This window comes from uncultured Allobaculum sp. (genome assembly GCF_948576815.1).
GTDB classification, from domain to species: domain Bacteria; phylum Bacillota_I; class Bacilli_A; order Erysipelotrichales; family Erysipelotrichaceae; genus Allobaculum; species Allobaculum fili.
On the sequence record NZ_CAPAEZ010000039.1, the window covers coordinates 1 to 23,060 of the forward strand.

A 23,060-nucleotide genomic window follows, 5' to 3' on the forward strand; every position below is an offset into this window, starting at 1 on the left:
CAATAGCCGCAAGGCAAAGATAAGTAGTCGCCGAACAAAATGAAATCCCCGAAAGTTAAAGGAGAAATCCGATATCTTTCGGGGATTTTTCTTTGTCTGCGTTTTATGAACAGAGAATTCTTCGCTTTCAGCGGCTCGAGGATCGGACGCCTGGATTTGCAGTTTACATTTCATCGAAGTGCGCGTATTCCAGATACTTTCTTGCCAGAACTGTTAATGCGATGGAAAGGGCGTTCATGGATTTGGAGTCTTCGGCCTGCAGTGGAAGCGGGGAGATTTCATAGTGCAGCGAGAACTGGCTGTGATCGCTGAGAGAGTTTTTGGAAAGCATCGTCACCGAACAGATCGGGACTTTTCGAATGTTGAGCAGATTGACGATGTTTTTGAGATGCGGGGTTTCTCCGCTGAGACTGGTGATAATGACCAGATCGTCCGGCGTCAGTGTACGGGCGATAATTTCAAAGTTCGTTTCTCCAGAAATCAGATGATTCGGCTTGCCGTAGAGAAAAAGCTCCGAAGAAAACTGCTGGGAATAGTTGTTCTGTACAAATCCGGTCGCGTAAATGATCAGGCGATTTGCCGAATCGATGGCTTTCAGCAGCGGCGTATAATTGAACTGCGCGCACATATCGAACGTTCGCATCACATCGTGACGGTACTGATCGACCAGATCCTGCGGAATGACTTCCCGCGCATTCAACGCTTCCTGCATTTCAAATTTCATCTGGGAATAGCCGCGATAGCCGAGTTTCTGCGCCAGGCGCAGTACGGATGACCGGCTCGACTGCAGCATTTTCGCCATATCGTTAATGGACAGGCCGCAAAGATCTTCTGTATGGGAAACGAGAAAACTGGCCATTTCCTTTTCTGTATCGTTTAAGCCGTCATAGCTCACTTTTACCTGCTGGAAAAAATTCATGATCCTTCTCCTTTCTCCTTAGTGCGGGGGATAGTCCATCCAGAATGGATGGAAAAGAAAAACAGGTTTTGTACAGCCATACTCTTTCGGTCCGTTTTTAAGGTACAGGAATTTTCAGAAATCGATAAGACCGTTTTTACATCCATCCCTTTTTCGTGCACATTCCGTGATCAGGCGAAGTGTGAGGGGCACTCCGCTTACTGAAAAGATCAAAGCGCAGAAACAGAAAAGACTCCAGATTCTGGAGTCTTCAAAATCAGTCGATCGTCTTGTCAAAAAGAATCATGAGCGCTTCATAAGGACGAAGCGTCTGGATCTTCGAGAGCGTTTCTGGGGTGTCGCAGTAATTGGAAAGGAGAAGCTTTGCGCATGAAAGACATTTTTCTTCTTCTTTGGAAAGGCCAAGATCGGATAGGGAGAACGGAATATCCTGATCGGCGAAGCTGCAGATGTTATACAGGCTGCTGTTTTCGTTGGCTCGTTTATAAGCGAAGATCTCTGGATGATCTTTCATTTTGAGCGAGTACGTTCCGTTGCGCAAAACCGGGAGTTCTTTTCGCAGAGCGATGAGCTTCTGGTAATGGTAGAAGACGGAATTGGGATCGTTCAGCGCGTCTTCGACGGTAAAAACGTCTCTGGCTTTGGTAAAGGGCAGCCAGGGCTCGCTTTTTGAGAAGCCGTAATTGGACTTGTTTGAATCCCATTGCATCGGCGTACGGGCATTGTCCCGGCTGCCGTTATGGCAGACGGTACGAATGAACTCTTCGGATTCTTCGTTTTCGCGAAGCAGATCGATAAAGGCGCGGGTCTCGATATCCTGATAGTCTTCCAGACGTTCAAATTCCGGGTTTACCTGACCAATTTCTTCACCCATGTAAACGAAGGGCGTTCCCTTCATGCCATGAAGCAGGGTGCCAAGCATTTTTGCGGATTCGATGCGGAAGCGCTGATCGTCGCCATAGCGGGATACTGCACGCGGCTGATCGTGGTTGTTCCAGTACAGGGAATTCCATCCCTGTTCCAGATCGTTCTGCCATTTGGACAGGTTTTCCTTCAGATCGGCAAGCGGAGCGCGTTCGACGGAAAACTTGCCGTATTTTCCATAATCGAGATGCATGTGTTCAAACTGGAAAACCATGTTGAGTTCTTTTCGCGCCGGATCGGTAAAAAGCAGAGCCTGCTTTGTTGTGGTGTTTGGCGTTTCGCCGACGGTCATCACATCGTAGCGGCTGAGCACCTGCTCATTCATTTCCTGCAGGAATTCATGAACGCGCGGTCCGTTGGAACTGCCCATGTAATAGGACTTTGTATAGGGGAAGCGGCCGTCATTGTCCGGGAAGGCGGGATCTTTGGAGATGACCGAAATGACATCCATGCGAAATCCGTCGACACCTTTATCCAGCCAGAAGCGCATGTCTTCATAAACCGCTTCGCGAACCGCCGGATTTTCCCAGTTCAGATCGGGCTGCTCTTTGGCAAAGCAGTGCAAATAGTACTGATCGCGTTCGGGAACGTACGTCCAGGCCGGTCCGCCAAACGTCGAGCCCCAGTTGTTGGGAAGCGAGCCGTCTTCTTTCGCGTCTTTCCAGATGTAGAAATCGGAATAAGGATTGTTTCGGGAAGAGCGGGACTGCTTAAACCATTCGTGCTGATCGGATGTGTGATTAACGACCAGATCCATAATGATGCGAATCCCTTTTTCATGGGCTTCTCTGAGCAGCTGCTCAAAGTCTTCCATCGTTCCGTACTGCGGATGAATGGCCCGGTAGTCGGCAATATCGTATCCGTTATCGATAAGCGGAGATACATAGATTGGGTTCAGCCAGATCGTGTCTGTGCCAAGCTTCTGAATGTAGTCCAGACGGGAGCGGATCCCGTTGAGATCGCCGATGCCGTCGTTGTTGCTGTCCTGAAAAGACTGGGGGTAAATCTGATAAATGACGCTGCTTTTCCACCAGTCGGTCGACTTGCCGCGCATTATTCATCCTCCTCGTCATCGTCGGATGCGCTAAAGGACGCGTTGACGTAAACAATTTGCGAGCGGGCTTCCGCAATGGCGGTTTCAATGCCTGCTTCATCCAGAGCGCCGCTCTGCGCCTGCAGCGCCAGAGTAAGCACCAGCGGCAAATTCATTCCCGCAAACAGATGCGTATTGGGCCGTTTGAGAATGTAGGGCGCGCATGCCTGGCAGACCGAACCGCCAGGCATGTCGGTAAAGATCAGAATTTCATCGGCCGGATCGACAGGATCGATGACAGCGGCGAGTTCTTCTTCGATGGGGGTGTTGTTCAGGTAGGCGGAAATGTCCGCAATTTCAAGATCGGAAGGGAAGATGTAGTTGAGAGTATCTTTTAAGCCGGAAGCCATAGTGTGATGGCTGGCGAGAATGATTTTGGTCATGATCAGCAGGTATCCTTTCGTAAATGGGGTAAAGAAATGAGAATGCAGAACGATCAGAACGAGAGCAGCTGCCGGAAATTTTATTGAAAGAAAAGCCGGCAGCTGTTTTATTTCGGTGTGCCTTTCCAGAAGGGAAAGACAAAGTAAGGAAATTAAACGGTCAGAATACCGAAGAAGGAGCAGACCAGCGCCAGCGCAATGATGGCGAAGATGATTTGAATGACGCTCATTTTTCGCGAAGAGAGCAGCTTGTACACCGTAAACGTAAGCAGTGCGGGGAGCAGAGCTGGCATGATCGAATCGAGTACGCCGGTCTGAATGTTCAGAGCCACTTCGCCAAACGCAAATTCCAGACCGACCGTCATATGGATTACGGAAGGAATGAGGGCGCCTACGACGGTCAGCCCCATGATGGAAGCGGCCTGGGTAAACGTCTGCAGTTTGTCGCCTAAAGCAGTAATCAGCTTCAGACCGGATTCATAGCCGAGGTCGAACAGCTTGAAGCGAAGGAACAGGAAGCAGATATTCAGGACCATCCAGATGACGGCGCCGATCGGATTGCCTTCCAGACCCATGTAGGCTGCGATGGATCCCATGATGGTCGGATACAGAACCCAGATCAGGGTGTCGCCGATTCCGGCTAAAGGCCCCATCATGCCGGTCTTGAAGTTCTGTACGGTGTCGAGCGCCTCCAGACCGTCTTTTTCCTCCATGGCCAGCGAGGCGCCAAGAAGAATGTTGGCCATCCAGGTTGTAGTGTTGAAGTACTTGAACTGGTTGTCGAGCGAAGCCCGGTAATCTTCATCGTTCGGATAGAGCTTGCGCAGTGCTTTCTTCAGACCGAAAACGACGCCAGGTCCCTGCTGGCTTTCGTAGTTGAAAACGTTGCAGGCCATGAACATGTAGCGAAATGCAGCAGTACGAATATCTTTTTTGGTCAGCACCCGATGGCTTTCGGCTGCGGGTGCCGGGCTGTTTTCCTGAATAACGGATGGAGTTTCCATATTTTTACTCATCCCAGTCATCTCCTTCCTCTTCGATGATTGCCGTATCGCCGGCACTCTTTGCGACGGCAGCGGCCGGCTTAGACGATGCGGTGGTGAAGTAATAGTAGGCAAGAGCCAGACCGATGATCGAAACGCCGAGCATCGGCACGTTCAGATAGGCCGATAGTACGAATCCGGCCAGAAGCATGGACAGGTATTTCTTAGCCGGCATAGCCTGAAGCAGAAGCGCGATACCGACAACCGGAAGCATGTTGCCCGCGATGGACAGTCCATTGGTAAACCATTCGGGAACAACGGAAAGAATGAAGCTGACGATCTGTTCGCCGAAGATGACGCAAAGTGCAGTTGGCAGAGCGGTGGAAAGCATGAAGATGACGGGTCCAAGCCAGAGAATGCGTTCCATTTTTTTGAAGTTCAGCGCATCGCAGGCTTTTTTGGCTGCGTTGGCTACGTAGGTGTTGAGCAGTTTGGCAAGAACGTCGAGCTGAATGCCGAGCATGCCGACAGGAACGCCGACCGCCAGCGCAACGGCTTTGGCGGAATCGAGATCGCCCGTGGTACGGCAGGCAACGAAGATGCCGACCAGTGCGGCTAGTCCCCAGTTGGGGACGGAACTGCCTCCAATGTTGGCGACGCCAAGGTTCATCAGCTGAAATGTTCCGCCGATCATAAGTGCGGTAGTGAGATCGCCCATGATGATGCCGGCAGGAACCGAGATCATGATGGGAAACCAGGTCATGAGGACGAGCCCCTGCTGGTCAATGACCATCCAGCAAGCGAGCAGGATGATCAGGATAGCCTGTAAAATTTCCATATTCAGTTTCCTTTCTCAGAATGATTGATCTGCGTGTTCAGATTTCCTGGTTTGAATCGACTGCGAGCGCCTCTTTGGCAAAGGGGTGAAGTTGCTTAGAGAGATCCGTCTGGATCGGGACGGTTTTTTCGTCCTTGATGTACGTTTCAAAGGCTTCTTCGCTCTCGCCCGGTACATAGTGGAACGTTACCGGTACGCCGAGCTGCTGCAGACGGCGGAAGTCCTGGACTTCCTTTTCACTGACGGAAACCATCTTTTTCACCGTCTTTTTGCCTTCGCCGTCGAAGAGAATGCCGATGTTGACTTTCGGAATCTCAATACCGTTTTCCTTGAGGGTGACGAGCGTTTCCGGCTCGCGCACAATGACGAAGACGTTGTGGTTGTCGTACTTGCCCGCTTTGAAGTTACGGATGGCGGTTTCGGTGTCGATGATGGACATGCCTGTTCCGGCCGGCTTGCTCATGCGCATCGCCTGTTTCTGGATTTCATCGCCGGATACGATGTCGTCGATGACCATCAGGCGTTTGGCTTTCGTCACTCCTGCCCACTGGGTCACGACGATTCCGTGGATGAGCCGCTGGTCGACTCTGGCTAATACAATGCTCATAATTTTTTCCTCCCTGGCTGTTCGCCCTGTTGACGAGGACAGAATAGAAAACTTCCAGAAACAGGTAAATGGTTTGCAAGGACGTTGGGAAAGCGCTTCAAACTCTGGGTATTTCCCAGGACGGCGGGAAATTTCCCGTTGAAAAAACAGCTTTATATAAAGTGAATAATACGATAAAACGCAAAAACGAAAACGGGGAAAGCCTTTTCTTCCCATGGGCCGAAAACACTGAATCGTCCCGATTCAGGCATAAAACGCCTGCCGCCAATCGTGCAGGCAAAAGCGGGAAAAGAAAAAGAGATGCCAGTCTCGGCATCTCTCAAAGGAACAGATTCTGTTTTATTTTATGGGGGCGGCTTTTCAGGTTTTTCCAGCGGACCAAGGGGTCCGTCTTGATTTTCAAGACGGATGTGCCTCCTTTTTTGACGAATATATGCATGCGGGAAGGGGCGCAAGCAGATCAGCGCGAAAGAGAGCAGGCTCGAAACTGTCGATAACCCGGACTTGGATGGATTACGAAACAGCTTCTTTTGGGAGGTAATTTACCTTTTCTTCGTACTGGCGAAGCTGTCTTGGACTTAAGGAAGAAAGAAATTCGCTCTCGAGCTGCAGGTATTCCTTCAAGTCGAGCAGCACGTGATAAAACATCGCCTGACTTTCAAAATCGCTCTGCTCATCCGGACACAAGGCGCCCTGCCGAATGAGGCGGTCGACGTCTTCAAGCTGCGTTTTTGGCCGGGAAGATTCCGTTACGTGAAAGGAGAGCGTGTCGATAAAATTTGCGGCCAGTTTGCCATGTCCGGGTATGGACTGAATGGCTTTGACATGAGCATGCAGCTGCTTGAGAATCATGCACTGCAAAAGCCGCACTTCAAAATACTGCAGAAACCATTTGTCCCGTTCGTGAAAGGAGTTTTGCGTAAACTGGGTGGCCTGGGCGATGCATTCGTTCAGTTCCTCCTGCAGGAGATTGAGATCGCTGCGCGAAACGTCGGCTTTCTGTTCCTTGCGCAAATACGCCGACACGTCGCACAGGCACGTTTTCAGTTCGGCTTCGACGGCGCCGATTTTTCGATACAGGCGTTCGCGTTCACTCAGCGTCGGCTGCAGAAGATTCAGTCCGAAGGCGATGAGCGTACCGATCATGAGCAGAATCAGCTCATCGATCACAAATTCCGCAGAAAAGTCCCGGTTGATCAGGAAGTGCGCGCCGATGACCGCGTTGACGGAAAGCGTACTTTGCCAGTTGAGCAGATCAAGAATCAGCACGTCGGCGAAAAGAAACAGAGCGTAAGCCAGATACGACTTTTCCACCAGAGGGAAAATGACGGCACAGATCACGACGGTAATCACAAAGGAAACCAGACGCCAGCCGATCAGCTGAATCGTATCCTTACGGGTACGGGCAATCAGAGTCAGCAGGGTAATGGTTCCCGCGGATGCCGCATTGGGAAGCTTCAGAAGCTGACAGACCAGAATGGCGGCGGCAGAACCGATCCCGATTTTGACGGCGGCCGAAAGCGCCTGGCGCCCACGGCGGCCATACTTCCAGAGCTGCGGGCGAATTTTTTCAAAGTTCATAAAAAAAATCTAGCATTCCGTCCCTCTTTTCATAGCGAAAAAATAAGAAAAGCTCCGAAAGCCCATGCAGAACAACGGGTTTCGAAGCTTTGATGTTTTCTCAGTCGATTTTCAGGACTTCGACTTCATCGTAGTCAGGAATCGGAAGGGAAGGGGTGTAGACGTACTGAAAGCTGGACGATCCGGCGGAAGGTTTCATTTCGTAGACATCCGCAAATACGGTCTGCCCTTCTTTTTTGTAAAGAATGTTGACGTGTCCAAAATACGAATTCGGTCTATCGTCGGGCCAGCTTAACGAAAAGGCGATCGTCGAATAGCTGGAATCCCTGCCGTCATCTGTCAGCTGAACGGTGTAGTTCTGATCTCCAAGCTCGCGATATGCTTTCAGCAGGTCTTCGTCGCTCATCGTTCCTTTCTCATCGAGAAAGTCGTAATCGGAGCGCAGGTCGCTTTCCCAAAATCCGTCAACGGAAAAGGACAGATCGTTCGCGTCCAGATCCGTTTTTTCGCTTCCGGACAGGGCCAGCGTCTGATACATCGTATCGACGCCAAAGGGCATATCGATCCAGGTGCAGGCGTCTGCGGAATACGAATTCGGGTCATCTTCTTCTGTTCGGGTGTCGTAGACGTTGATACTCATGCTCTTCGATTTCAGCGTATCCTGTCTGGAAATCTGCAGGGTGGCGAAGCTGACGCCATTGATCTTCTCAAGGTGAGCGACCTGAACGCTTACGCCGGCTTTTTCCAGTGTAAGCACGCCGTCTGCATCGTCCGTATAGGGAAAATCGGAGATGGAAGAGGAACGCATCACATAAACCGGAAGCAGGACAAAGCACAGACCGGCGATAAGAAGCGCAACGGGTGCTGGCTTCAGCGCATGAAGCAGTCTGGAGATCTGATGAAAAGCCGGTCGATTGCGAGCGTTCTGGGAAGCCGTATTTTTTGAGGCGCGATTTGAGGCATGAAAAGAACGGGAGTCCTTTTGCGGCGGCAAAGGCGGCTTCTTTTTTCGTTTGCCAAAATCGTCTGGCGGCATGGCGGCCTGCTGCATAGGCATTCTCCTCTCTCTCCATCCCTTTAAGCACAGGATTCTTCCTTTTCAAACCTGCAGGCAATAAAGACAGGCCGTCTGGACGATTTGGCGTCCGGCGCAGTTCTTTTCGTCTAAGGGACTGCTAAAATGATAGCAGTCCGATCTTTTGAATCGAACGCTTCATCCAAAAGGGGAAGAAAAAAGACCAAAGCTCTGGAAAAAAGGACAAAGGGCTGGTGAAAAGGACAAGGATCTGGAAAGAAAAAGAGGAATTGTCATGGCACAAAGAAAAAACAGTCTGAACAGGAAAAAGGCATTTCACACGTTTGATGAACTTTCTGCGTATGCTGCAGCCGGATATGCGATTGTATTTGGCATCTGCTTTACGTTTTTGCTCGGCGTTTTTGACCGGTCGAAAAATTTCTTTGCTTTTCTGTTCTGCATGCTTTCGCTTTTTTACGGCCTGCTTGCCGTAACGCGCTTTTTCAAAGCCATCCAGTCCCATTCGGCCCGCCCTTCGACAAAGCGGTCCGCGCCAGATGCGGAACAAAAGCCTCCGCTTCCTGTCCAGGCGAAAGCGCCGGAATATGAGCGAGAGGTTCCCGAACCGTATCGAAAGCGTCTGGCCATTTTGAAAAAGCAGATTGAACAGGCGGAGGAGAGCGAAAATGCGATCGACCGTCTGATTCAGGATTCCTTTGGCAGCTCCTGGATGTCTGCTTCCCGCTACAAGAGCGTACTGGACGGAGCCAGAGACGTTCTCGAAAAAAACTATGAAAACGCCAGTCAGGCTGTTGAAGTATTCGGCAGTGCCGACGTAACGGAAAAGCGGATCCGCTTTCTGGACAATTACGTGGCGGATTCGACGGATCTTCTCAACCGTATCAACGGCGTGATCGACAAGCTGCTCGAACTGCGCCAGAGCCAGACTTTAAAGGACGGCGACGATCTGGATGAACGGCTCGATGAGCTGTCCAGAACGACGATGCTGTATTCAAATCAGCCAGCGCGCATGCCCTCTGGCCAGAACAAGTAAAACTTACAGGAACAAGAAAATAACAGACACGACCCAGACAGTTTCATTCCGTCCTTCTCGCAGGCAGAGAAGGGACTGGATGGAGCTGTTTGTTTCTGCCTTTCTCTGTGTTTGTCTGCTTATCTGCAATTTTTTCATCGCTCAGTGCGCATTTTTCACCGCTTTTGCTCGTTCTGGACCATCCAGAACCTGCAGGAAATCTCAGAGATCGTACACAATTCCTGCCCCGTTCCAAAAAGAATGACCATTTAAATCCCGATTGGATATCCTAGAAACAGAACGATCATCCAAAATGATCACGAATATGTTTATGAAAACCGATGATCGATTCCCGCTATGCCCGCTATGCTGAGGCTGTTTTTGGAAAGGCAGTAAAAAATTACCCCCTTCGCGAGGGCAGTTTGGCGAGGATCTTATCATTTTTGTGAAATCAGGAAACAGGAGGAGTTTCTACGATGGAAAGCCAGAGAACGATTACCCGACGCTTGGCTTCGGCGCTGGATTCGCTCGAAGACGAATTCAGCGGCCTGTATACAAAACGGGCTGTCACGCTGCGGCAGAAAGCTTTGGAAAAAGCCACCGAATCCATGCGGCCGTCCGCTTTAAAAAAGCTGCTGGATCTTTACGATCGCCTGGGCATTTCGTATTTGCCCGATCAGTCCAATGACTACTATCTTCACCTTACCGACACGTATGCATTCGAGCTGGAAACGTTTGAAGATGTCGAAGCCAGCATGCTGAACAGTCTCTATCGTCGCTTTCAGACGTATGCCACACCCAGTGAATATCTCAAACGCGATGTGGACCGTCTGAGTTTTCCCGAAGATGCAGCCTGGAAGGACGATTCGCTTCGGGTACGCATTCTCCGGCAGTTTGTGAAATACGGCGGATTTCCAAAATCCGCAGGGTTTGGAGGCAAAAACTACCTGCAGAGCTGCGTCCGCGAAAAATCCGGCAATCCGAGAATGACGCTCGAAAACGGTGCGGATTTTCTCGATGACGATGTCTTTGAACCGCTGGCCACTGCAGACAGGCCGGATCTGAAGCCGAAAGGCAAATACGGACTGCTTCGAAAAATCGATGATCTGGCCCGAGGCCGTTTTCGCGTACAGGGCGTTACAGTGCAGATGCTGTACTATTTCGCCATTGTCTATAACATGAGCTACTTTACGAACAATCAGGTGGACTTTGAAATTCTGGATCACGATTCCGATATCGAAATCAATCTGTTCCGGGACTACTACGACAATAACCTCACCCGCTTTTTATCGGAATCCATGACAAACCGGGCAGGCGGACTGGAGTATGTGCCGACCGGCCGCGGCATCAATTACAAGAACTTCGCGGAAATGGTCTATCTCTACTACCTTCGCCAGAACGATCTGAGTCCGGCGCAGAAAATTGAGCGCGCGGAACAGATGATTGACTCGATCCGCAGTGAAAAAAGTAAGAGCGGAAGGTCCGTAAAAGCTATGGAGACGCCGACACAGCAGTATCGAAATTACGTCCGGCAGAGCCCTCTCGCCTCGAATCTGGAAGGACAGGACGCGCTTTCGTGGTCGGAGGAGGATTTTAAAGCGTTTCTTCTCGAAAACTACGACTGCGATATCTACGCGCTGACGGATACTAGGAGAACGCCGACCGTCATGGAACTGGCACAGGAACAGCGCAGTGCCAGAGCGCAGTATCAGGCGATTCTCGATCAGCTCAATGCGCGCGGCGTGGATGCCCAGACGTGCAAAGGCGGTCTGTGGTTTACCGACGTACGCTCCATGCAAAAAGAGGGGATCGGGCTGCTCGAAGAAAAACTGGGCGTTGCGGGCGAAGACGTCAAACAGTTTGCGCGTCTTCTGATCAATGCCAACAATCTGGTCTCTTCTATAGGAAAAGACGGAAAACAGTTCAGAAAGCAGGAAGAAAACCTTTTGCCGGAAGTGCTTCTGGAAGCGCTGAATCCGTCCGATACCGAAGAAGAACCGGATGCGGAAGATCCCATGCAAATCTGGACGGATTTTGTGGCCAGGGTTCGCAATCAGTGTGCAGACCAGAATCTGGATGACAAAGAAATCCTGAACCTGGCCAGAGTTCTGGCCAGGGACAATGGGATAACGGTACCCGAAACTTTGCCGAAGGCAGCCGTACAAAACGGGAAAGCAAACAGACTGGCCAGTTTGAAAAAGCAAGCCGATTCCCAGAAACAGGCCGAAGCTTCAAACACGCAAGAAGCTGAGCCGAAACCAGAGCCCAGAAGCGTGCCGCAGCTTATGGCGATGAGCCGGACGGTTTTGCTGAGTGCCTTCTACTATTTGTTCAACGATCTGCACGCCGTCGATTCCCCCGATATGTGGGCGTGCTACGAAGATCTGTTCAAAGCCTTTAAGCAGCAGGCGGATCCGTATCTGATCGCCGCCGGCTACCAGCCCGTCAGCGGCAAAAATCTGTTCGATGTCCTGCTGACCTTTTCCTCCTACGCCTCCCTGATTCTTTAGCGGCTCCTGGCCGCCCGACAGCACCTTCTGCGTGAGGGAATTTTCCGTTATGTATACGAGAGGAAATTCTCTGTTATGTATATCGGTTATTTAGATCGGTTGCTTATATCGGTGGCCTTGCGGACGGTTCTGTCTTTCGCCTTTCTTTTTCGAAACAACCGGCTCTGCCGCCGCGGCAGTTCCTGGCGAAGAAGGGAGATGTCTGTGGAGGAAGAAAAATGCTGTTTTGGATGTCGGATCGCGGTACGCGTCATATCCAGGAAAAGAAAGACTGCGAAGACTGCATCGGCGCGGCAGTGGAAGAAAATCGTGTCGTTTTGGCACTGGCGGACGGAGTCAGTACGTGTAAAAAAGCGGCGAAAGGCGCAAAAATCGCGGTGCACACGCTGCTCGATCTGCTGATGGATCTGGATCTGACCCGGCCGGCCGGTCTTCAGCGCCAGAAAATCTTTGAGAAAGTGTGGAATGCCCAGCGACTGGAAGCCGAAAAAACCGGATGCAGCGTAGAGGACTATTCGTGTATATACGCCGCGCTTCGATACGACCGGGATACGGATCGTCTGTTTTATCTCTCGCTTGGCGATGCGATGATCCTGGCGATGGGAGAAGAAACCGATCGGGGGCTGCTGGCCATGCCGGCTTCGAAGCAAAACGGAACACCCGCATCGACCACAGTGCATGGCGAGCGTCTCCTTCAGATCGGACACGTCTGCGGCAAGCCGTATACGTCAATTCTGCTTTGTTCGGATGGAGCCTGGTCTTTACTGTACGATCGCAACCGCATGAAAACCGAGGCTCGAAAGCTCATAGAATCCGAAAACTTCGAGGGAATTACGGGCTATCTGAAAAAAGGAAACGGTGTGGACGACTGTTCCTTTTTAGCGCTCCAGCTCGAAAACTGGATAAGGGCATCGAACATACGACCGGCACGACAGCACGCCGGTTTGTGTCGATATGAAAACGCCGGCCCAAATGCGGCTGCCTATCCGGGGCCGGAAAATCGAATAGAACGTATTCTGGTTCGTCGAAGCCCAGAGTCACCGGTTTTTGCTGATTTTTCGGGGGAAACGATCGCAAAAGCCGGCACCTGGAGACTTCAGGCTGACGGTGTGGTTTCTTATTCGCCTTTTGAAAGAAAGCAGAAGCCGGAGAGCCGCCGAATACGCAGAACCATTTTGCTGCAGGGCGAGGGAAGCATGCCCCTGTAGAAGCATGTCGCTGTAAAGGAAAACCGCCAGCAGCTGAAAAAAAGCGGTCGTCCGGGGACGGACAAAACGCACAGGTGCGAGAAGACTTGAAAAGAAACTTGAAAAGAAAAGGAAAAAAAAGCTGACTGAGAAGAAGGCCGATATGAAGGCCCAAAAGAATACCAAAAAGAATGCGGGAATGGGTATGGAAATTCGAAATCCAAATGAAATCCGGCTGGTGCTGTATTCCAGACAGAGCGAGGAGCGGCTGTGCCGGGTTTTTCATATTTGTTCAAAACTTGGCGAAGGAGCTTTTTCTACGGTGTACGAAGCTTATCACGAGGAAAGTTTTCGCGGGGTACTGAAACAGTACGGACAAAAGGGCGAGAGTGCAGATTCTGTCGATCCGCTGCTTGCCCCGTACTTCCTGCTTCGGGAGACGCTTCAGAAAGGAAAGTCGCAGGATCTGGCGAACTTTCTGCCCTTGTACGAAATTTATGAAGAAGAAGGACAGAAAGGCAGCTTCTGGATCTGGATGCCGGCTGCCCGCGTCGTTTCGTTCGCGGATCTTTGCCGCTCCATTCGTCAGTCGTCGAAAACGGCGAGTGAAGTTCTGGAACTGCTGCTGACCGCGATCGGTTCGCTTTTGCGCGGCGTGCAGTCGCTTCACGAAAGCGGAATGGTTCACCGGGATCTCAAACCGGCCAACTTCGGCATCCGCAAGCACAACGATACGTATCTCTCGCAGGGCGTCTGCCTGTACGATGTGGAATCGATCTGTTCGGTTTACAAACCAGGCCTCATTGTCACGGGAACGCCAGGCTATATGGAACCCGAAGCGCTTTGGGAAGATCCAAGCAATCAGACCGATCTCTATTCGATTGGCGCCATTTTGTATAACGCGCTGATTTTTACCGAAGAAGACAGCGAACACGGAAGAACCCCGGATGGAAATCCGGCAGGCTGTACGTTTGGTGCGGTGTATGCCGAACTGAAAAATTCCCGGCTCTTCGCGGATCCGGCTCTGAAAAATGCATCGCGCCTTTTACGACAGCTTGCGCAGATGATCAGCCGGGCTCTGGCGCCTCGCGCGCGCCGCTATCCTTGCGCGGAACTGATGCTCGAAGATCTGAACGCCATCTTATCCCGCGTGCGGCAGATGACGCGGCGCAAAAAGCAGCAGAGCGCGCTCATTTCGCTCGAACAGTTTTTTCAGGCGTCTTCGAGTTCCCGCTTAAGAGGACTGGAACCGCTGCGCCATCTTCATGCGCATCTGTTTGAGCTGCCCGTCGGCCGGCAAAATCCCCGATTGAACGGGAAAACGCGCCGGGAAAACCGGGTCATGCTGATCGGGTTTGGCATTTTCAGCGAGCTGGTTATCGATCTGCTTTTGCAGATGATTCAGTTTGAGGAAAACCCAGTAGAAATTCTGATTGTCAGCGAAGATCCGGAAGAATTTGAACGGTACGTAAAAGGGCGACCGGGTCTTCGGGATTTCTTCGGTCTCATTTACGAAACGCCTTTTGGAACCGTGAAAAAATCCGTTCCCGCAAATGCTTCGTATGGAACCATTCGTTTTTATCCTCTGCACCTCGATTTCATCGGGGATACGCTGTTCGATCTGCCGGGAAGACTGCAAAAAGACGTTCTGCATTCGGATTCCGTTTTCATTGCGCTCGCACGGGATGCCAGAAACCGCAATCTGGCTGCTTCGCTGAGCGATCTGTGTGCACAAGAGAACGTCCTTTGCGATATTCGCTTTCATCAGCAGTTTCCTGAGGGCCCCTACGAGCTGGCTGTGTGGCAGGAAAACGAAAAAGAACCGGATTTTACATGTTCGAGTATGGAAGCCTTGCCAATCCGAACGGATGCAGAGTTTTCCAAAGACGAAGAAAAACTATGCCGGCTGCTCGATGAGCTGGCGTTTAATGCCCATCTGTTATGGCAGCGCCAGAGCATGCCGGATCTGGAAGCTGCCAGACGCGAATTTGAAGATCCTTACGCGTACTATTCGTCTTTATGTACCGCTATGACTATTCCCGCAAAGCTGGCGGGATTCGATCTGACGCTCGATCTACAAAATCCGAAGGACGTACTTTCCGAATTTCGAAAACGCCTGTCGGATCCGGTGTATGCCCAGGCCAGACAAAATCTGGTGTGCGCGGAACATCGCCGCTGGATTGTCGAAAAGCTCTGCCGCGGCTGGAGCCGGCTGGATGATCTGGACGCCTGCATTCCGGGCAGAACGTACGACCATCACGAGCACCATCTGCTGCTGGTGGATTCCACGCCCAGTCTGACGCTTCAGAACGGAATCTGGAAAGAGCGGTCCATGTGGGATCAGGCCGATGAAGCACATCTGGCTTTACTGGATGATCTGGATCGACGCTCGGTGGAAGTGCACCAGCACCATTTGCGAAAAGCCAGAGACGTGCGCGCCTCGGCTACGCCGTTTTCTCTGGGACTGGAGGAACTGGAATCGATTGCCCGCGCAAACGAAACCGTCTGGTCGGCGTTTTTCGCCTGGAAAAGCTGCGTTCTGGAAATCTGGAATGGGGAGCAGAAAGCCAGCGGGCCGTATAAAAAGCACACGGGCATCCTGAATAAAGCGCTCGCTAAGCTGGATCCGGCGCAAGCCGTGCGTGCAGCCGATATCCTGAACCGTTTTGAACAAAGCTTCTGGCCGCTTGCCGCCTGTCACGATTACAAGGACTGGAAGATCAACGATTTAGTTCTGATTGATGAAATTCCGTTTCTGCTCGATTTCAGCAGCGAACATCAGATCTGGATGGAACTTCGTTTGGAGTACGTGGAAGATATTCTCCATACGCTTTTTGCGTTTGAACCCCGTCAGCTCCGGATGGTCTGCGCTCCAAAAAATCAGGAAGAGGCGAAACGGGACTATGCGCTGGCTGTGCAGATTGCCCGCCTGATGCGCACCCGTCATCAAAGTCTTCAAATCGATCTTGTACTTCTGAATGAGGGAGATTCAACAGCGTTTTTGCCCATTTCATCTTCGAGGTGCGGTCCGGTATACACCGAAACCGAAATGGATGGAGAAGTTCCCGTCTATATCCTGAATCCAGACTGCTCGGATGAAGCTCTCGATCGGGCATCGGACAGGAACAAAACGGAGGAAAGCGGAAGCATCGAAAACGATGCAGAAGCCTTCGTTTCAAAGCCTTCGGTTTTAGCCCGGATGTTTGTGCAGAGCTTTGAGAAAACCGGACCGGCAGGAAGCCTGCTGGAAGGTCTCGTTCAAAGCGGCAAAGCGTATCGTTTAAATACTGTAAAGTCCCTCCAAGAAGACAATCTGGATCCGGATCTTTCAGACTGTCCGGAACGCGATTCTCTCCAGCCGGAATGTCTCAATGAAAGACCCTGCATGCAGGATGAGGAAGTCATGAACAGGCTGGGTCTGAAAACCGGTCAGCCGGCGTTTGCGCACTATGAAGGCGACGAAGAGCTGTGGGCGATTTATTCCGAAAATCCAGCGGCGTGGACATCGCTCTGTGAACTGCTTTCCGCACTTTCCGTACATATTTCGCCAATCGTCTTTGATGATCACGCTCTAGCCCCAGCCCATGAGCGAATGCAGGTTTACGCCCTGCCGGAAGCCTGCCGCCCCGCTCTAAAGCGCATTATGGATGCGCTGAAACAGGCGCATCTCATTGAAGAAGAGAGCGGTCTGTATTCCCGCTACGTAGAATCGCTCGAATTTCGCGCAGTATCGCCTTTTGATCTGAAGGAAAGCTTTGCGCGTCTGTTCTGGAATTTCCGTCTGGTCATGGACGAACATACGGTTCAGATCGAAAAAGCTGCAAATAGGGAAGTGAAGGTTGCGCTGGATCCGCTGGATCTGGAAACCAGCCGCCTGGAAGAAGAGCTTTCGCGTCTGGAAAGTCAGTATTCGCCTGAGATTGTTTCGTCATGCCGGGCGTGTCTGGAACGGCTGATTCAGAAACGGCTTCTGATTTCGAGCGGATGGACAAAACCGCTCGAAGCGGGTGCGCCTTTGCGCTTTGTCTCGCACCGTCTGAAGCAGCTGCTGAGCAATCCGGTTGCGATCCTTCGTGCCCGTCTCGTCTCGCATCTGCACATGACTTCAAAGTACGACGATTTTATGGGCGGCATGTCCTTTGAATCGCGGGAAGGCAACCTTTCTTTGGACAGACCGGCCGAATTTGACTGCCTGCTGATCAAAGGTCTTCGTTCGGTTTTTGTACGCGTGATCGATACGGCAAACCAGCCATCGTCTGCCGATCTGAAAACGATCGATCAGCTGATGGCGCGCGGACATGGCCTTTGCCGGATGGTGTATGTACTTTGCTCGCCATACGCCTGCGCCAGAATGGAAGAACCGGTTCAGAGGGATGCGCTTGCGCGTGCCGGTGATCTCGATCATGTGTATTTCCTTTCGGCCGGCGCGATGGACGAGCCCGATACGCTGGAGAACCTTCCGGAAATAATTGCTGAAGCCTTCGAGTAAAAAACGGGTATACGCCCTTCTGATTTTTCTTCTTTTTAATAACAATCCCCCGAAACTGATGTGAAACGGATTTCGGGGGTTCTGTTTTCTCTGGCTATGTCTTTTCGCCAGAGAGCTCGGCATGCTTTTACCCCCGTAAAATGCAAAGGCCCGCCATTTCGTATAACTGAATCAGGACAGGAAAGAAGAAAAGAAAAGCCTGCAGACCCATTTGTCATGCAGGTCGAACATCTTCTTTCCTGGTAAAGGAGGCCAGTTATGTATCTGAGTGAAAAGTCCTGTCAGGGAACCACCCTGATTCCTATGGAAACCCGGCATCTGTCCAGACGGCGCATCCTGCTGTTTGGAGAAGTGGATGAAGAAAAAGCCAACAGCATCGTTTTGCAGCTGCTGACACTCAATGAGGAAGATCCCAGTCAGCCCATTGATCTGTATATCAATTCACCCGGCGGGGAAGTCGGGGCCGGCTTGTTGATTTATGACGCCATGCAGTCGAGTCCGGCACCCATCCATACCGTCTGCATGCAGAAAGGCTATTCGATGGCTGCCGTTCTGTTTGCGGCAGGCGCGAAGCGTCTGATGTTTGAAGACAGCCAGCTCATGATTCATGAGCCTCTGCTGAATTCTTCGTTTGCGGGAAACCATGAATCGCTGAAGGAAGTCATGAAAAAACTCGCCGACTATTCCGGACGCATTCATGAAATTCTGGCTGCGCATACGAAAAAGAGCGTGCAGGAAATTGAGGAAGCGTCCGCCAAAGACCGGTATTTCACCTTGCAGGAAGCCATCGATTTTGGGCTGTGCGATGGAAAGGCACAGCTGGGAGAACTGATTCAGGAGGGATAAGCGTATGAGTGAAAAAATCATTCTCGGCGATCGCGCAATTTACTCGAGCGACTGCGCCCAGACTGGCATCAATAACAACGTTATGGTCTGCGGGTTTTCCGGGAGCGGAAAAACGATGTCCATCTGCGAACCGCGCCTGCTGGAAACGACCGAATCGTCTCTGGTCGTTACCGTTACCAAGCGCCGTCTGGTCAATACGTACCGCCGTCTTTTTGAAGAGCGCGGCTACAAAGTGATTGATCTGAATTTCATCGATCCGGAACGATCGGATGTCCGCTTTGATCCGCTCGATTACATGATGTCCGATGAAGACATCGAGTATTTTGCCACCTCGCTCATCGTGGGCGACGGGCAGAAAAATCCGTATTCGCAAGCCGATCCATACTGGGCACAGGCCGCTGCTTCGCTGTTCAGCGCCGAAATTGCGCATGTGTGCCGCCTTCATCCGGGAGCCGGTCTGGACGAGGTGCTGCAGTTTCACAGCCGCATTCACCTGGACTGTTCGCGCGATCTGGTGCAGACGAGCGTGGATAAGGAATTCCGGGAAATTCTGGAAATTGCGCCGGACAGCTTTGAGGCCCGCTGCTGGTCAACGTTTGTCAGTACGCCGATCCGGACAGCCGGATGTATTTTCAGCGATCTGAACTCCAAAATCGACCGCCTGTTTCCTTCATCCATGCGGGAAATGCTTCGCAAGAAGGAGAGGCTGGATATTGCGGAGATGGGCTGGAAGAAAACCGTTCTGTTTGTTTCCACTTCGAGCACAAACAAGGGTCTTCAGAATTATTTGAATATCTTTTACGGCCAGGTGTTCCGTACGCTGTTTCACTTCGCGGATACGTGCGGTTCCGGCCGTCTGCCGATTGGCGTACACATGATCTGCGACGACTTTGCGAGCGGCGGCTGCATCGAAAACTTTCCGGAAATGATTTCGGTTTTCCGCGAAAAGAACATTTCCGTTACCCTTCTTCTGCAGTCCGAATCTCAGCTGAACAAAATGTATGGACGGGAGGATGCGACGACGATTATCAACAACTGCAACACATACGTCTATCTTGGCGGCATGGACTTGCAGACGGCAAAAAACGTCAGCATTCGCGCAAATCTGCCGCTGGAAGACGTGCTCTCTATGCCGGTCGGAAAAGAAATCATCTTCCGTGTCGGAAGCCGCCCGCTTCGCACGCAGCGCTATCCGGTCCTCGACCACCCGGTTTACCAGAAGGTCCAGAAGGCGTTTGAAGAGGAAGCCCGCCAGCAGAAAAGCTTCTACGAGCGTCTGATCCATTAAACAGACGATTTCTACTGCAGGTGCCTACCCTGTACAAAGAAGTTCAGAACAGAAATACAAATTGAAAAACAGGCTGCTCAAACGGAAAAAATACCGGATGGGCAGCCTGTCTTTGTCTTTTTTCAGTGCGCTCGAAGACGGAGTACAGAAAATCGATACAGAGTATCGGTACAGAGAACCAGTGGAAAGCCAGTATAGAGCCAGCAGAGAATTCGAACCAGGATCTCAGAAACATTGCTCGCCGGACCGCTGTCCCTGACTGCGTGTTTCTCAGAGATCTTCAGAGCGATCGAATGAAACGGACCATTTCCTGATTCTGGCGAAGACAGACGAGCCAGTACTGAATGGTCATGTCTTCGACGGGACGGACGACGACGCCTTCATTCGCATGCGGAAGCCAGTTGGAAACAAAGTAGGGGAAGGCGCCAATCCCGGCTGCGCTGGTAAAGGTGGCGTTGTTATCGATGGTCAGAAAATGAGTTCTGGGAAGATTCCGTTTGACTACTTCGTTCCAGTAGCCGATTTGCGTATAGATTTGTGGAAATGCTGCACAGCCTGACTGTTCACGACTAAACCGCCCGAATACCAGCTCGTATTCAAAGCGCGAAACGAATTGCCATACAACACCCAATAGACAACGCAATACAAAATCAGGAAGAGAAATGCACGCCTTGCTCATAAGCGGACCGTTTATATCCGCAATGAGCGATAGCTTCCATCCAAGCGATGGATTCCATCCAGAAGAAGAGAAGACAGGCGAATCGTTTCTCTTCCTTTTTGTCTGTCTTTTAACAGGGAGCGGGAAATGCATCGCGTAAAAGGTCTCATTCGAATATTTTTGCGGAGCTCTTGCCAAACGTTTGAGATGCGTTTAATGTACTGATTGTATATATACAATATCTAAAAGGAGATCACCCATTATGGAACTGGAAATCGTTCTTAGCTTTCGGGGAGACGTCCCTATTTATGAGCAGATCGAAACACAGATGCGAAGCCAGATCCTTTCCGGCAAGCTGAACCCGGGTCAGTCGGTTCCCAGCATGCGGGCTCTGGCAAAAATGTTGAAAGTCAGCGTCATTACCGTTCAGAAAGCCTACGAAGATCTGAAACAGGAAGGCCTGATTGAGTCGGCTGTCGGGCGGGGAACCGTTGTTGCCCAGATCGACAGCCAGGCAGCGCAGGAAGCCAGACAGAAAGAAGTGGAAGCCTGTGCGGAAGCGCTGATTAAAAAAGCGAAAGAAACGCAGATGACTCTGGAAGAGCTGCTGAATCTGGTTTCTTTGCTGTATGAGGAAGACGAAGTATGAAAGACGCACTTAAAGTAACCCGTCTCAATAAAGCCTTTAAGGATTTTTCTTTGAAGGACGTTTCCTTTACCGTCCCGGCCGGCCGGGTTGTCGGCATGGTCGGTGAAAACGGCTCGGGAAAGAGTACAACGATTCGATGCATTCTTGGACAGGACATTCCCCAGTCCGGCGAAATTCTGATGTACGGCGAAAATGCCCTGGACAATGCGCGCCTGCACAACCAAATCGGCTATTCCGGCGACTCCAAAGGTCTGCCGGGCGCATTCACGCCAAAAGAAATCTCGTCCATCATGAAGACGATTTATGAAAACTGGCAGGAAGACTACTTCTTCCGTTTTCTGGATCGTTTTCAGGTACCGCTGGATCGGAAAATTGCCCATCTCTCCCGCGGCATGTACATGAAACTCTCGATTGCGACGGCACTGGCGCATCAGCCGGACCTGCTTCTGCTTGATGAGGCGACCGCCGGACTGGATCCGGTCGTACGCGAAGAAATTCTGGATCTGCTGCAGGAATTCATGGAAGACGAAAACCATGCCATTTTGATGACGAGTCATATTACTTCGGATCTGGAACGGATTGCAGATTCGATTCTCTACATTCAGGACGGAAAAATCCTGTTCGAGCTCGACCGTGAGGAAATCGATCGGTTTGGCATTGCCCAGCTGACCGCGGATCAGGTTCAGTTCGTCGATGAGCAGCTGATCCTGGCTGCAAGAGCGCAAAGTCTGCATACCGAAATGCTGGTCAAAGACCGTACCGAGTTCAGCCGGCGGTATCCGGATTATGCAATTCATCCGGCGACGCTCGATGAAATGATCGTCATGCTGTCCAAAGGGCAGCGGAAAGGAGAAAGCCGATGAAAGGACTAATGAAAAAGGACTTCATGATGCTGAAAACCCAGTGGATTGTAATGCTGGGAATCTTCGCCCTGATCAGTATTTTCATGATCTGGATGGACGCCAGTGAAGGCTTGATTTCCTATATTACAATTTATTCTCTGATGCAGGGTGTAGCGTCGATCATTACCGATCGAATGAGCGGATGGAATCTGTATCAGACCGCACTGCCCATTTCCAGACCGACCGCCATCCGCGAAAAATATATCCTCAGTCTGCTTTGCGGACTGTTTGGGTTCGGACTCAGTCTGGCAATCGTCTATGGTCTTGGCTTTGGAAAAGATCAGGAAGTTGTACTGATCAATATTCTGCTCAGCTGGATTCTGTCGTTTTCCGCCCTCGGCTTTGGCATTCCGCTGATCACCATGCTGCCAAAGAGCGCCTTCATCCTGGGTATTTTTGGATCTCTCCTGCCCGGCGGTGCCTGCGTTGCTCTGTGGAGCATCAAACTGAATGAGGCTTCGGCGAAAGCGATGGCCACAGCCGATGCAGCCCCTTTCAGCATGCAGACCGATTTTCTGTGGACATACTTTGCCATTATGGTGCTTTGCGTCGTGCTTTCTTACCTGATCGTTCCCAGACTGCTCGCGAAAATGGATCAGAAATAAAAACAGAAAAATCTCAAACAGTGCGCGGATCCCGTGGAAACGGATAGTCCTTTTCCCATCGTGCTCGACTTGAGAATCCAGGCTGCTCGAAGACAGACGGTTCTGTCCTGCATTTGAGCAGCCTTTTTGTCTGCCAGGTTCTGCAGGCAGAAGATCCAGCAGACGCGCGGTTCGCAGGAAAGAAAACTGGAATTTAAGTTCGAAATGGAAGTTAGAATTTCCAGAAAGACGAAACGAAAAAAATCGCCCAGGACTGGAATTTACTATTTCAATTTTCTGGAAAATGCGGCGAGAGTATTTTAATTTGACAGATTCCGTAAAGAAGGAGTATCTTAACAAAGCTGTTTGAAAGCAGACAGCCGCTTGAAGAACACAGCTGAATCTCTAGCAATTCCTAGATGTGAAAATGTTTTAAAAATTCACAAATAAGGCTTGCATAGGAGAAAATGCTGTGATATTCTAAGTGAGCGTTAAGGAAATGACTTCCAAAACGCATCAAATCACCTTTAGATATCGAAGAAAACAGCTTAAGTGAAAATCATAAAGAAAT

At 51.0% G+C, this 23,060-nt stretch carries 19 protein-coding genes; 10 read left to right on the plus strand and 9 right to left on the minus strand.

All coding sequences use genetic code 11. The features are described from left to right. Positions 1-163 precede the first annotated feature (163 nt). The 6 genes from Q2J39_RS06660 to Q2J39_RS06685 form a co-directional block, all read right to left on the minus strand. Positions 164-919, minus strand: coding sequence for a MurR/RpiR family transcriptional regulator (locus Q2J39_RS06660; protein WP_230268212.1), 756 nt, complete (start codon positions 917-919; stop codon positions 164-166). A 256-nt stretch (positions 920-1,175) separates the two neighbouring features. After that, entirely contained in the window at positions 1,176-2,897 is a 1,722-nt protein-coding gene (locus Q2J39_RS06665) for an alpha-glucosidase (RefSeq protein ID WP_288339635.1), read from the minus strand. Next, entirely contained in the window at positions 2,897-3,319 is a 423-nt protein-coding gene (locus Q2J39_RS06670; RefSeq protein ID WP_288339637.1) for a PTS sugar transporter subunit IIA, read from the minus strand. Before Q2J39_RS06670 ends, Q2J39_RS06665 begins: the two co-directional genes overlap by 1 nt. 152 nt (positions 3,320-3,471) lie before the next feature. Further along, on the minus strand, positions 3,472-4,335 hold the full coding sequence (locus tag Q2J39_RS06675) for a PTS system mannose/fructose/sorbose family transporter subunit IID (protein ID WP_288339639.1): 864 nt from the start codon (positions 4,333-4,335) through the stop codon (positions 3,472-3,474). Further along, positions 4,328-5,140 carry a PTS sugar transporter subunit IIC gene (locus tag Q2J39_RS06680; protein WP_288339641.1) on the minus strand — a complete coding sequence of 271 codons (813 nt, stop codon included), beginning with the start codon at positions 5,138-5,140 and terminating at the stop codon, positions 4,328-4,330. Before Q2J39_RS06680 ends, Q2J39_RS06675 begins: the two co-directional genes overlap by 8 nt. A 37-nt stretch (positions 5,141-5,177) precedes the next feature. Continuing rightward, positions 5,178-5,747 carry a PTS sugar transporter subunit IIB gene (locus Q2J39_RS06685; RefSeq protein ID WP_288339643.1) on the minus strand — a complete coding sequence of 190 codons (570 nt, stop codon included), beginning with the start codon at positions 5,745-5,747 and terminating at the stop codon, positions 5,178-5,180. Positions 5,748-5,815: 68 nt separating this feature from the next. On the opposite strand from Q2J39_RS06685, the gene Q2J39_RS06690 reads away from it, so the two are divergent. Continuing rightward, a complete protein-coding gene (locus Q2J39_RS06690; protein WP_230268218.1) occupies positions 5,816-6,244 on the plus strand; it encodes a hypothetical protein in 429 nt (142 codons plus the stop codon). 16 nt (positions 6,245-6,260) lie between these two features. On the opposite strand, the gene Q2J39_RS06695 is transcribed toward Q2J39_RS06690, so the two are convergent. Continuing rightward, positions 6,261-7,328, minus strand: coding sequence for an aromatic acid exporter family protein (locus Q2J39_RS06695; protein ID WP_230268219.1), 1,068 nt, complete (start codon positions 7,326-7,328; stop codon positions 6,261-6,263). 100 nt (positions 7,329-7,428) lie between these two features. Further along, positions 7,429-8,385, minus strand: coding sequence for a hypothetical protein (locus Q2J39_RS06700; protein ID WP_288339646.1), 957 nt, complete (start codon positions 8,383-8,385; stop codon positions 7,429-7,431). 253 nt (positions 8,386-8,638) lie between these two features. Here Q2J39_RS06700 and Q2J39_RS06705 point away from each other — a divergent pair, with 253 nt between their 5' ends. From Q2J39_RS06705 to Q2J39_RS06730, 6 genes are all read left to right on the plus strand, one after another. Then, positions 8,639-9,397, plus strand: a complete 759-nt coding sequence (locus Q2J39_RS06705; RefSeq protein WP_230268221.1) for a hypothetical protein — start codon at positions 8,639-8,641, stop codon at positions 9,395-9,397. Between the two features lie 455 nt (positions 9,398-9,852). Continuing rightward, the gene (locus tag Q2J39_RS06710) at positions 9,853-11,886 is read left to right on the plus strand and encodes a hypothetical protein (RefSeq protein ID WP_288339648.1); all 2,034 of its coding nucleotides are present in this window, start codon (positions 9,853-9,855) and stop codon (positions 11,884-11,886) included. Positions 11,887-12,104: 218 nt separating this feature from the next. Continuing rightward, positions 12,105-13,094, plus strand: a complete 990-nt coding sequence (locus tag Q2J39_RS06715) for a protein phosphatase 2C domain-containing protein (protein WP_288339649.1) — start codon at positions 12,105-12,107, stop codon at positions 13,092-13,094. A 142-nt stretch (positions 13,095-13,236) separates the two neighbouring features. Then, positions 13,237-17,562: a protein kinase domain-containing protein gene (locus Q2J39_RS06720; RefSeq protein WP_288339651.1), complete on the plus strand. Its 4,326-nt coding sequence runs from the start codon at positions 13,237-13,239 to the stop codon at positions 17,560-17,562. 258 nt (positions 17,563-17,820) lie between these two features. Further along, positions 17,821-18,408: a ClpP family protease gene (locus Q2J39_RS06725; protein WP_288339653.1), complete on the plus strand. Its 588-nt coding sequence runs from the start codon at positions 17,821-17,823 to the stop codon at positions 18,406-18,408. 4 nt (positions 18,409-18,412) lie between these two features. After that, a complete protein-coding gene (locus tag Q2J39_RS06730; RefSeq protein ID WP_288339655.1) occupies positions 18,413-19,696 on the plus strand; it encodes a type IV secretory system conjugative DNA transfer family protein in 1,284 nt (427 codons plus the stop codon). A gap of 280 nt (positions 19,697-19,976) precedes the next feature. Here the strand turns inward: Q2J39_RS06730 and Q2J39_RS06735 are convergent, their stop codons facing one another. Next, on the minus strand, positions 19,977-20,327 hold the full coding sequence (locus Q2J39_RS06735) for a hypothetical protein (protein ID WP_288339657.1): 351 nt from the start codon (positions 20,325-20,327) through the stop codon (positions 19,977-19,979). Between the two features lie 289 nt (positions 20,328-20,616). Here Q2J39_RS06735 and Q2J39_RS06740 point away from each other — a divergent pair, with 289 nt between their 5' ends. The 3 genes from Q2J39_RS06740 to Q2J39_RS06750 are packed head-to-tail and all read left to right on the plus strand — an operon-like array spanning position 20,617 to position 22,510. Next, positions 20,617-21,003 (plus strand): GntR family transcriptional regulator, encoded by a 387-nt coding sequence (locus Q2J39_RS06740; protein ID WP_230268506.1) that lies wholly within the window; start codon positions 20,617-20,619, stop codon positions 21,001-21,003. Further along, a complete protein-coding gene (locus tag Q2J39_RS06745; RefSeq protein WP_230268505.1) occupies positions 21,000-21,866 on the plus strand; it encodes an ABC transporter ATP-binding protein in 867 nt (288 codons plus the stop codon). Before Q2J39_RS06740 ends, Q2J39_RS06745 begins: the two co-directional genes overlap by 4 nt. Continuing rightward, positions 21,863-22,510, plus strand: coding sequence for an ABC-2 transporter permease (locus Q2J39_RS06750; RefSeq protein WP_288339660.1), 648 nt, complete (start codon positions 21,863-21,865; stop codon positions 22,508-22,510). The genes Q2J39_RS06745 and Q2J39_RS06750 overlap by 4 nt, the downstream gene beginning before the upstream one ends. The last annotated feature ends 550 nt before the right edge of the window (positions 22,511-23,060 follow it).

Bases quoted from the DNA above. Each gene is read 5' to 3' on its own strand.
- Q2J39_RS06660 (WP_230268212.1), bottom strand. From the start codon at position 919: ATGAATTTTTTCCAGCAGGTAAAAGTGAGCTATGACGGCTTAAACGAT.
- Q2J39_RS06665 (WP_288339635.1), bottom strand. From the start codon at position 2,897: ATGCGCGGCAAGTCGACCGACTGGTGGAAAAGCAGCGTCATTTATCAG.
- Q2J39_RS06670 (WP_288339637.1), bottom strand. From the start codon at position 3,319: ATGACCAAAATCATTCTCGCCAGCCATCACACTATGGCTTCCGGCTTA.
- Q2J39_RS06675 (WP_288339639.1), bottom strand. From the start codon at position 4,335: ATGAGTAAAAATATGGAAACTCCATCCGTTATTCAGGAAAACAGCCCG.
- Q2J39_RS06680 (WP_288339641.1), bottom strand. From the start codon at position 5,140: ATGGAAATTTTACAGGCTATCCTGATCATCCTGCTCGCTTGCTGGATG.
- Q2J39_RS06685 (WP_288339643.1), bottom strand. From the start codon at position 5,747: ATGAGCATTGTATTAGCCAGAGTCGACCAGCGGCTCATCCACGGAATC.
- Q2J39_RS06690 (WP_230268218.1), top strand. From the start codon at position 5,816: ATGGTTTGCAAGGACGTTGGGAAAGCGCTTCAAACTCTGGGTATTTCC.
- Q2J39_RS06695 (WP_230268219.1), bottom strand. From the start codon at position 7,328: ATGAACTTTGAAAAAATTCGCCCGCAGCTCTGGAAGTATGGCCGCCGT.
- Q2J39_RS06700 (WP_288339646.1), bottom strand. From the start codon at position 8,385: ATGCCTATGCAGCAGGCCGCCATGCCGCCAGACGATTTTGGCAAACGA.
- Q2J39_RS06705 (WP_230268221.1), top strand. From the start codon at position 8,639: ATGGCACAAAGAAAAAACAGTCTGAACAGGAAAAAGGCATTTCACACG.
- Q2J39_RS06710 (WP_288339648.1), top strand. From the start codon at position 9,853: ATGGAAAGCCAGAGAACGATTACCCGACGCTTGGCTTCGGCGCTGGAT.
- Q2J39_RS06715 (WP_288339649.1), top strand. From the start codon at position 12,105: ATGCTGTTTTGGATGTCGGATCGCGGTACGCGTCATATCCAGGAAAAG.
- Q2J39_RS06720 (WP_288339651.1), top strand. From the start codon at position 13,237: ATGAAGGCCCAAAAGAATACCAAAAAGAATGCGGGAATGGGTATGGAA.
- Q2J39_RS06725 (WP_288339653.1), top strand. From the start codon at position 17,821: ATGTATCTGAGTGAAAAGTCCTGTCAGGGAACCACCCTGATTCCTATG.
- Q2J39_RS06730 (WP_288339655.1), top strand. From the start codon at position 18,413: ATGAGTGAAAAAATCATTCTCGGCGATCGCGCAATTTACTCGAGCGAC.
- Q2J39_RS06740 (WP_230268506.1), top strand. From the start codon at position 20,617: ATGGAACTGGAAATCGTTCTTAGCTTTCGGGGAGACGTCCCTATTTAT.
- Q2J39_RS06745 (WP_230268505.1), top strand. From the start codon at position 21,000: ATGAAAGACGCACTTAAAGTAACCCGTCTCAATAAAGCCTTTAAGGAT.
- Q2J39_RS06750 (WP_288339660.1), top strand. From the start codon at position 21,863: ATGAAAGGACTAATGAAAAAGGACTTCATGATGCTGAAAACCCAGTGG.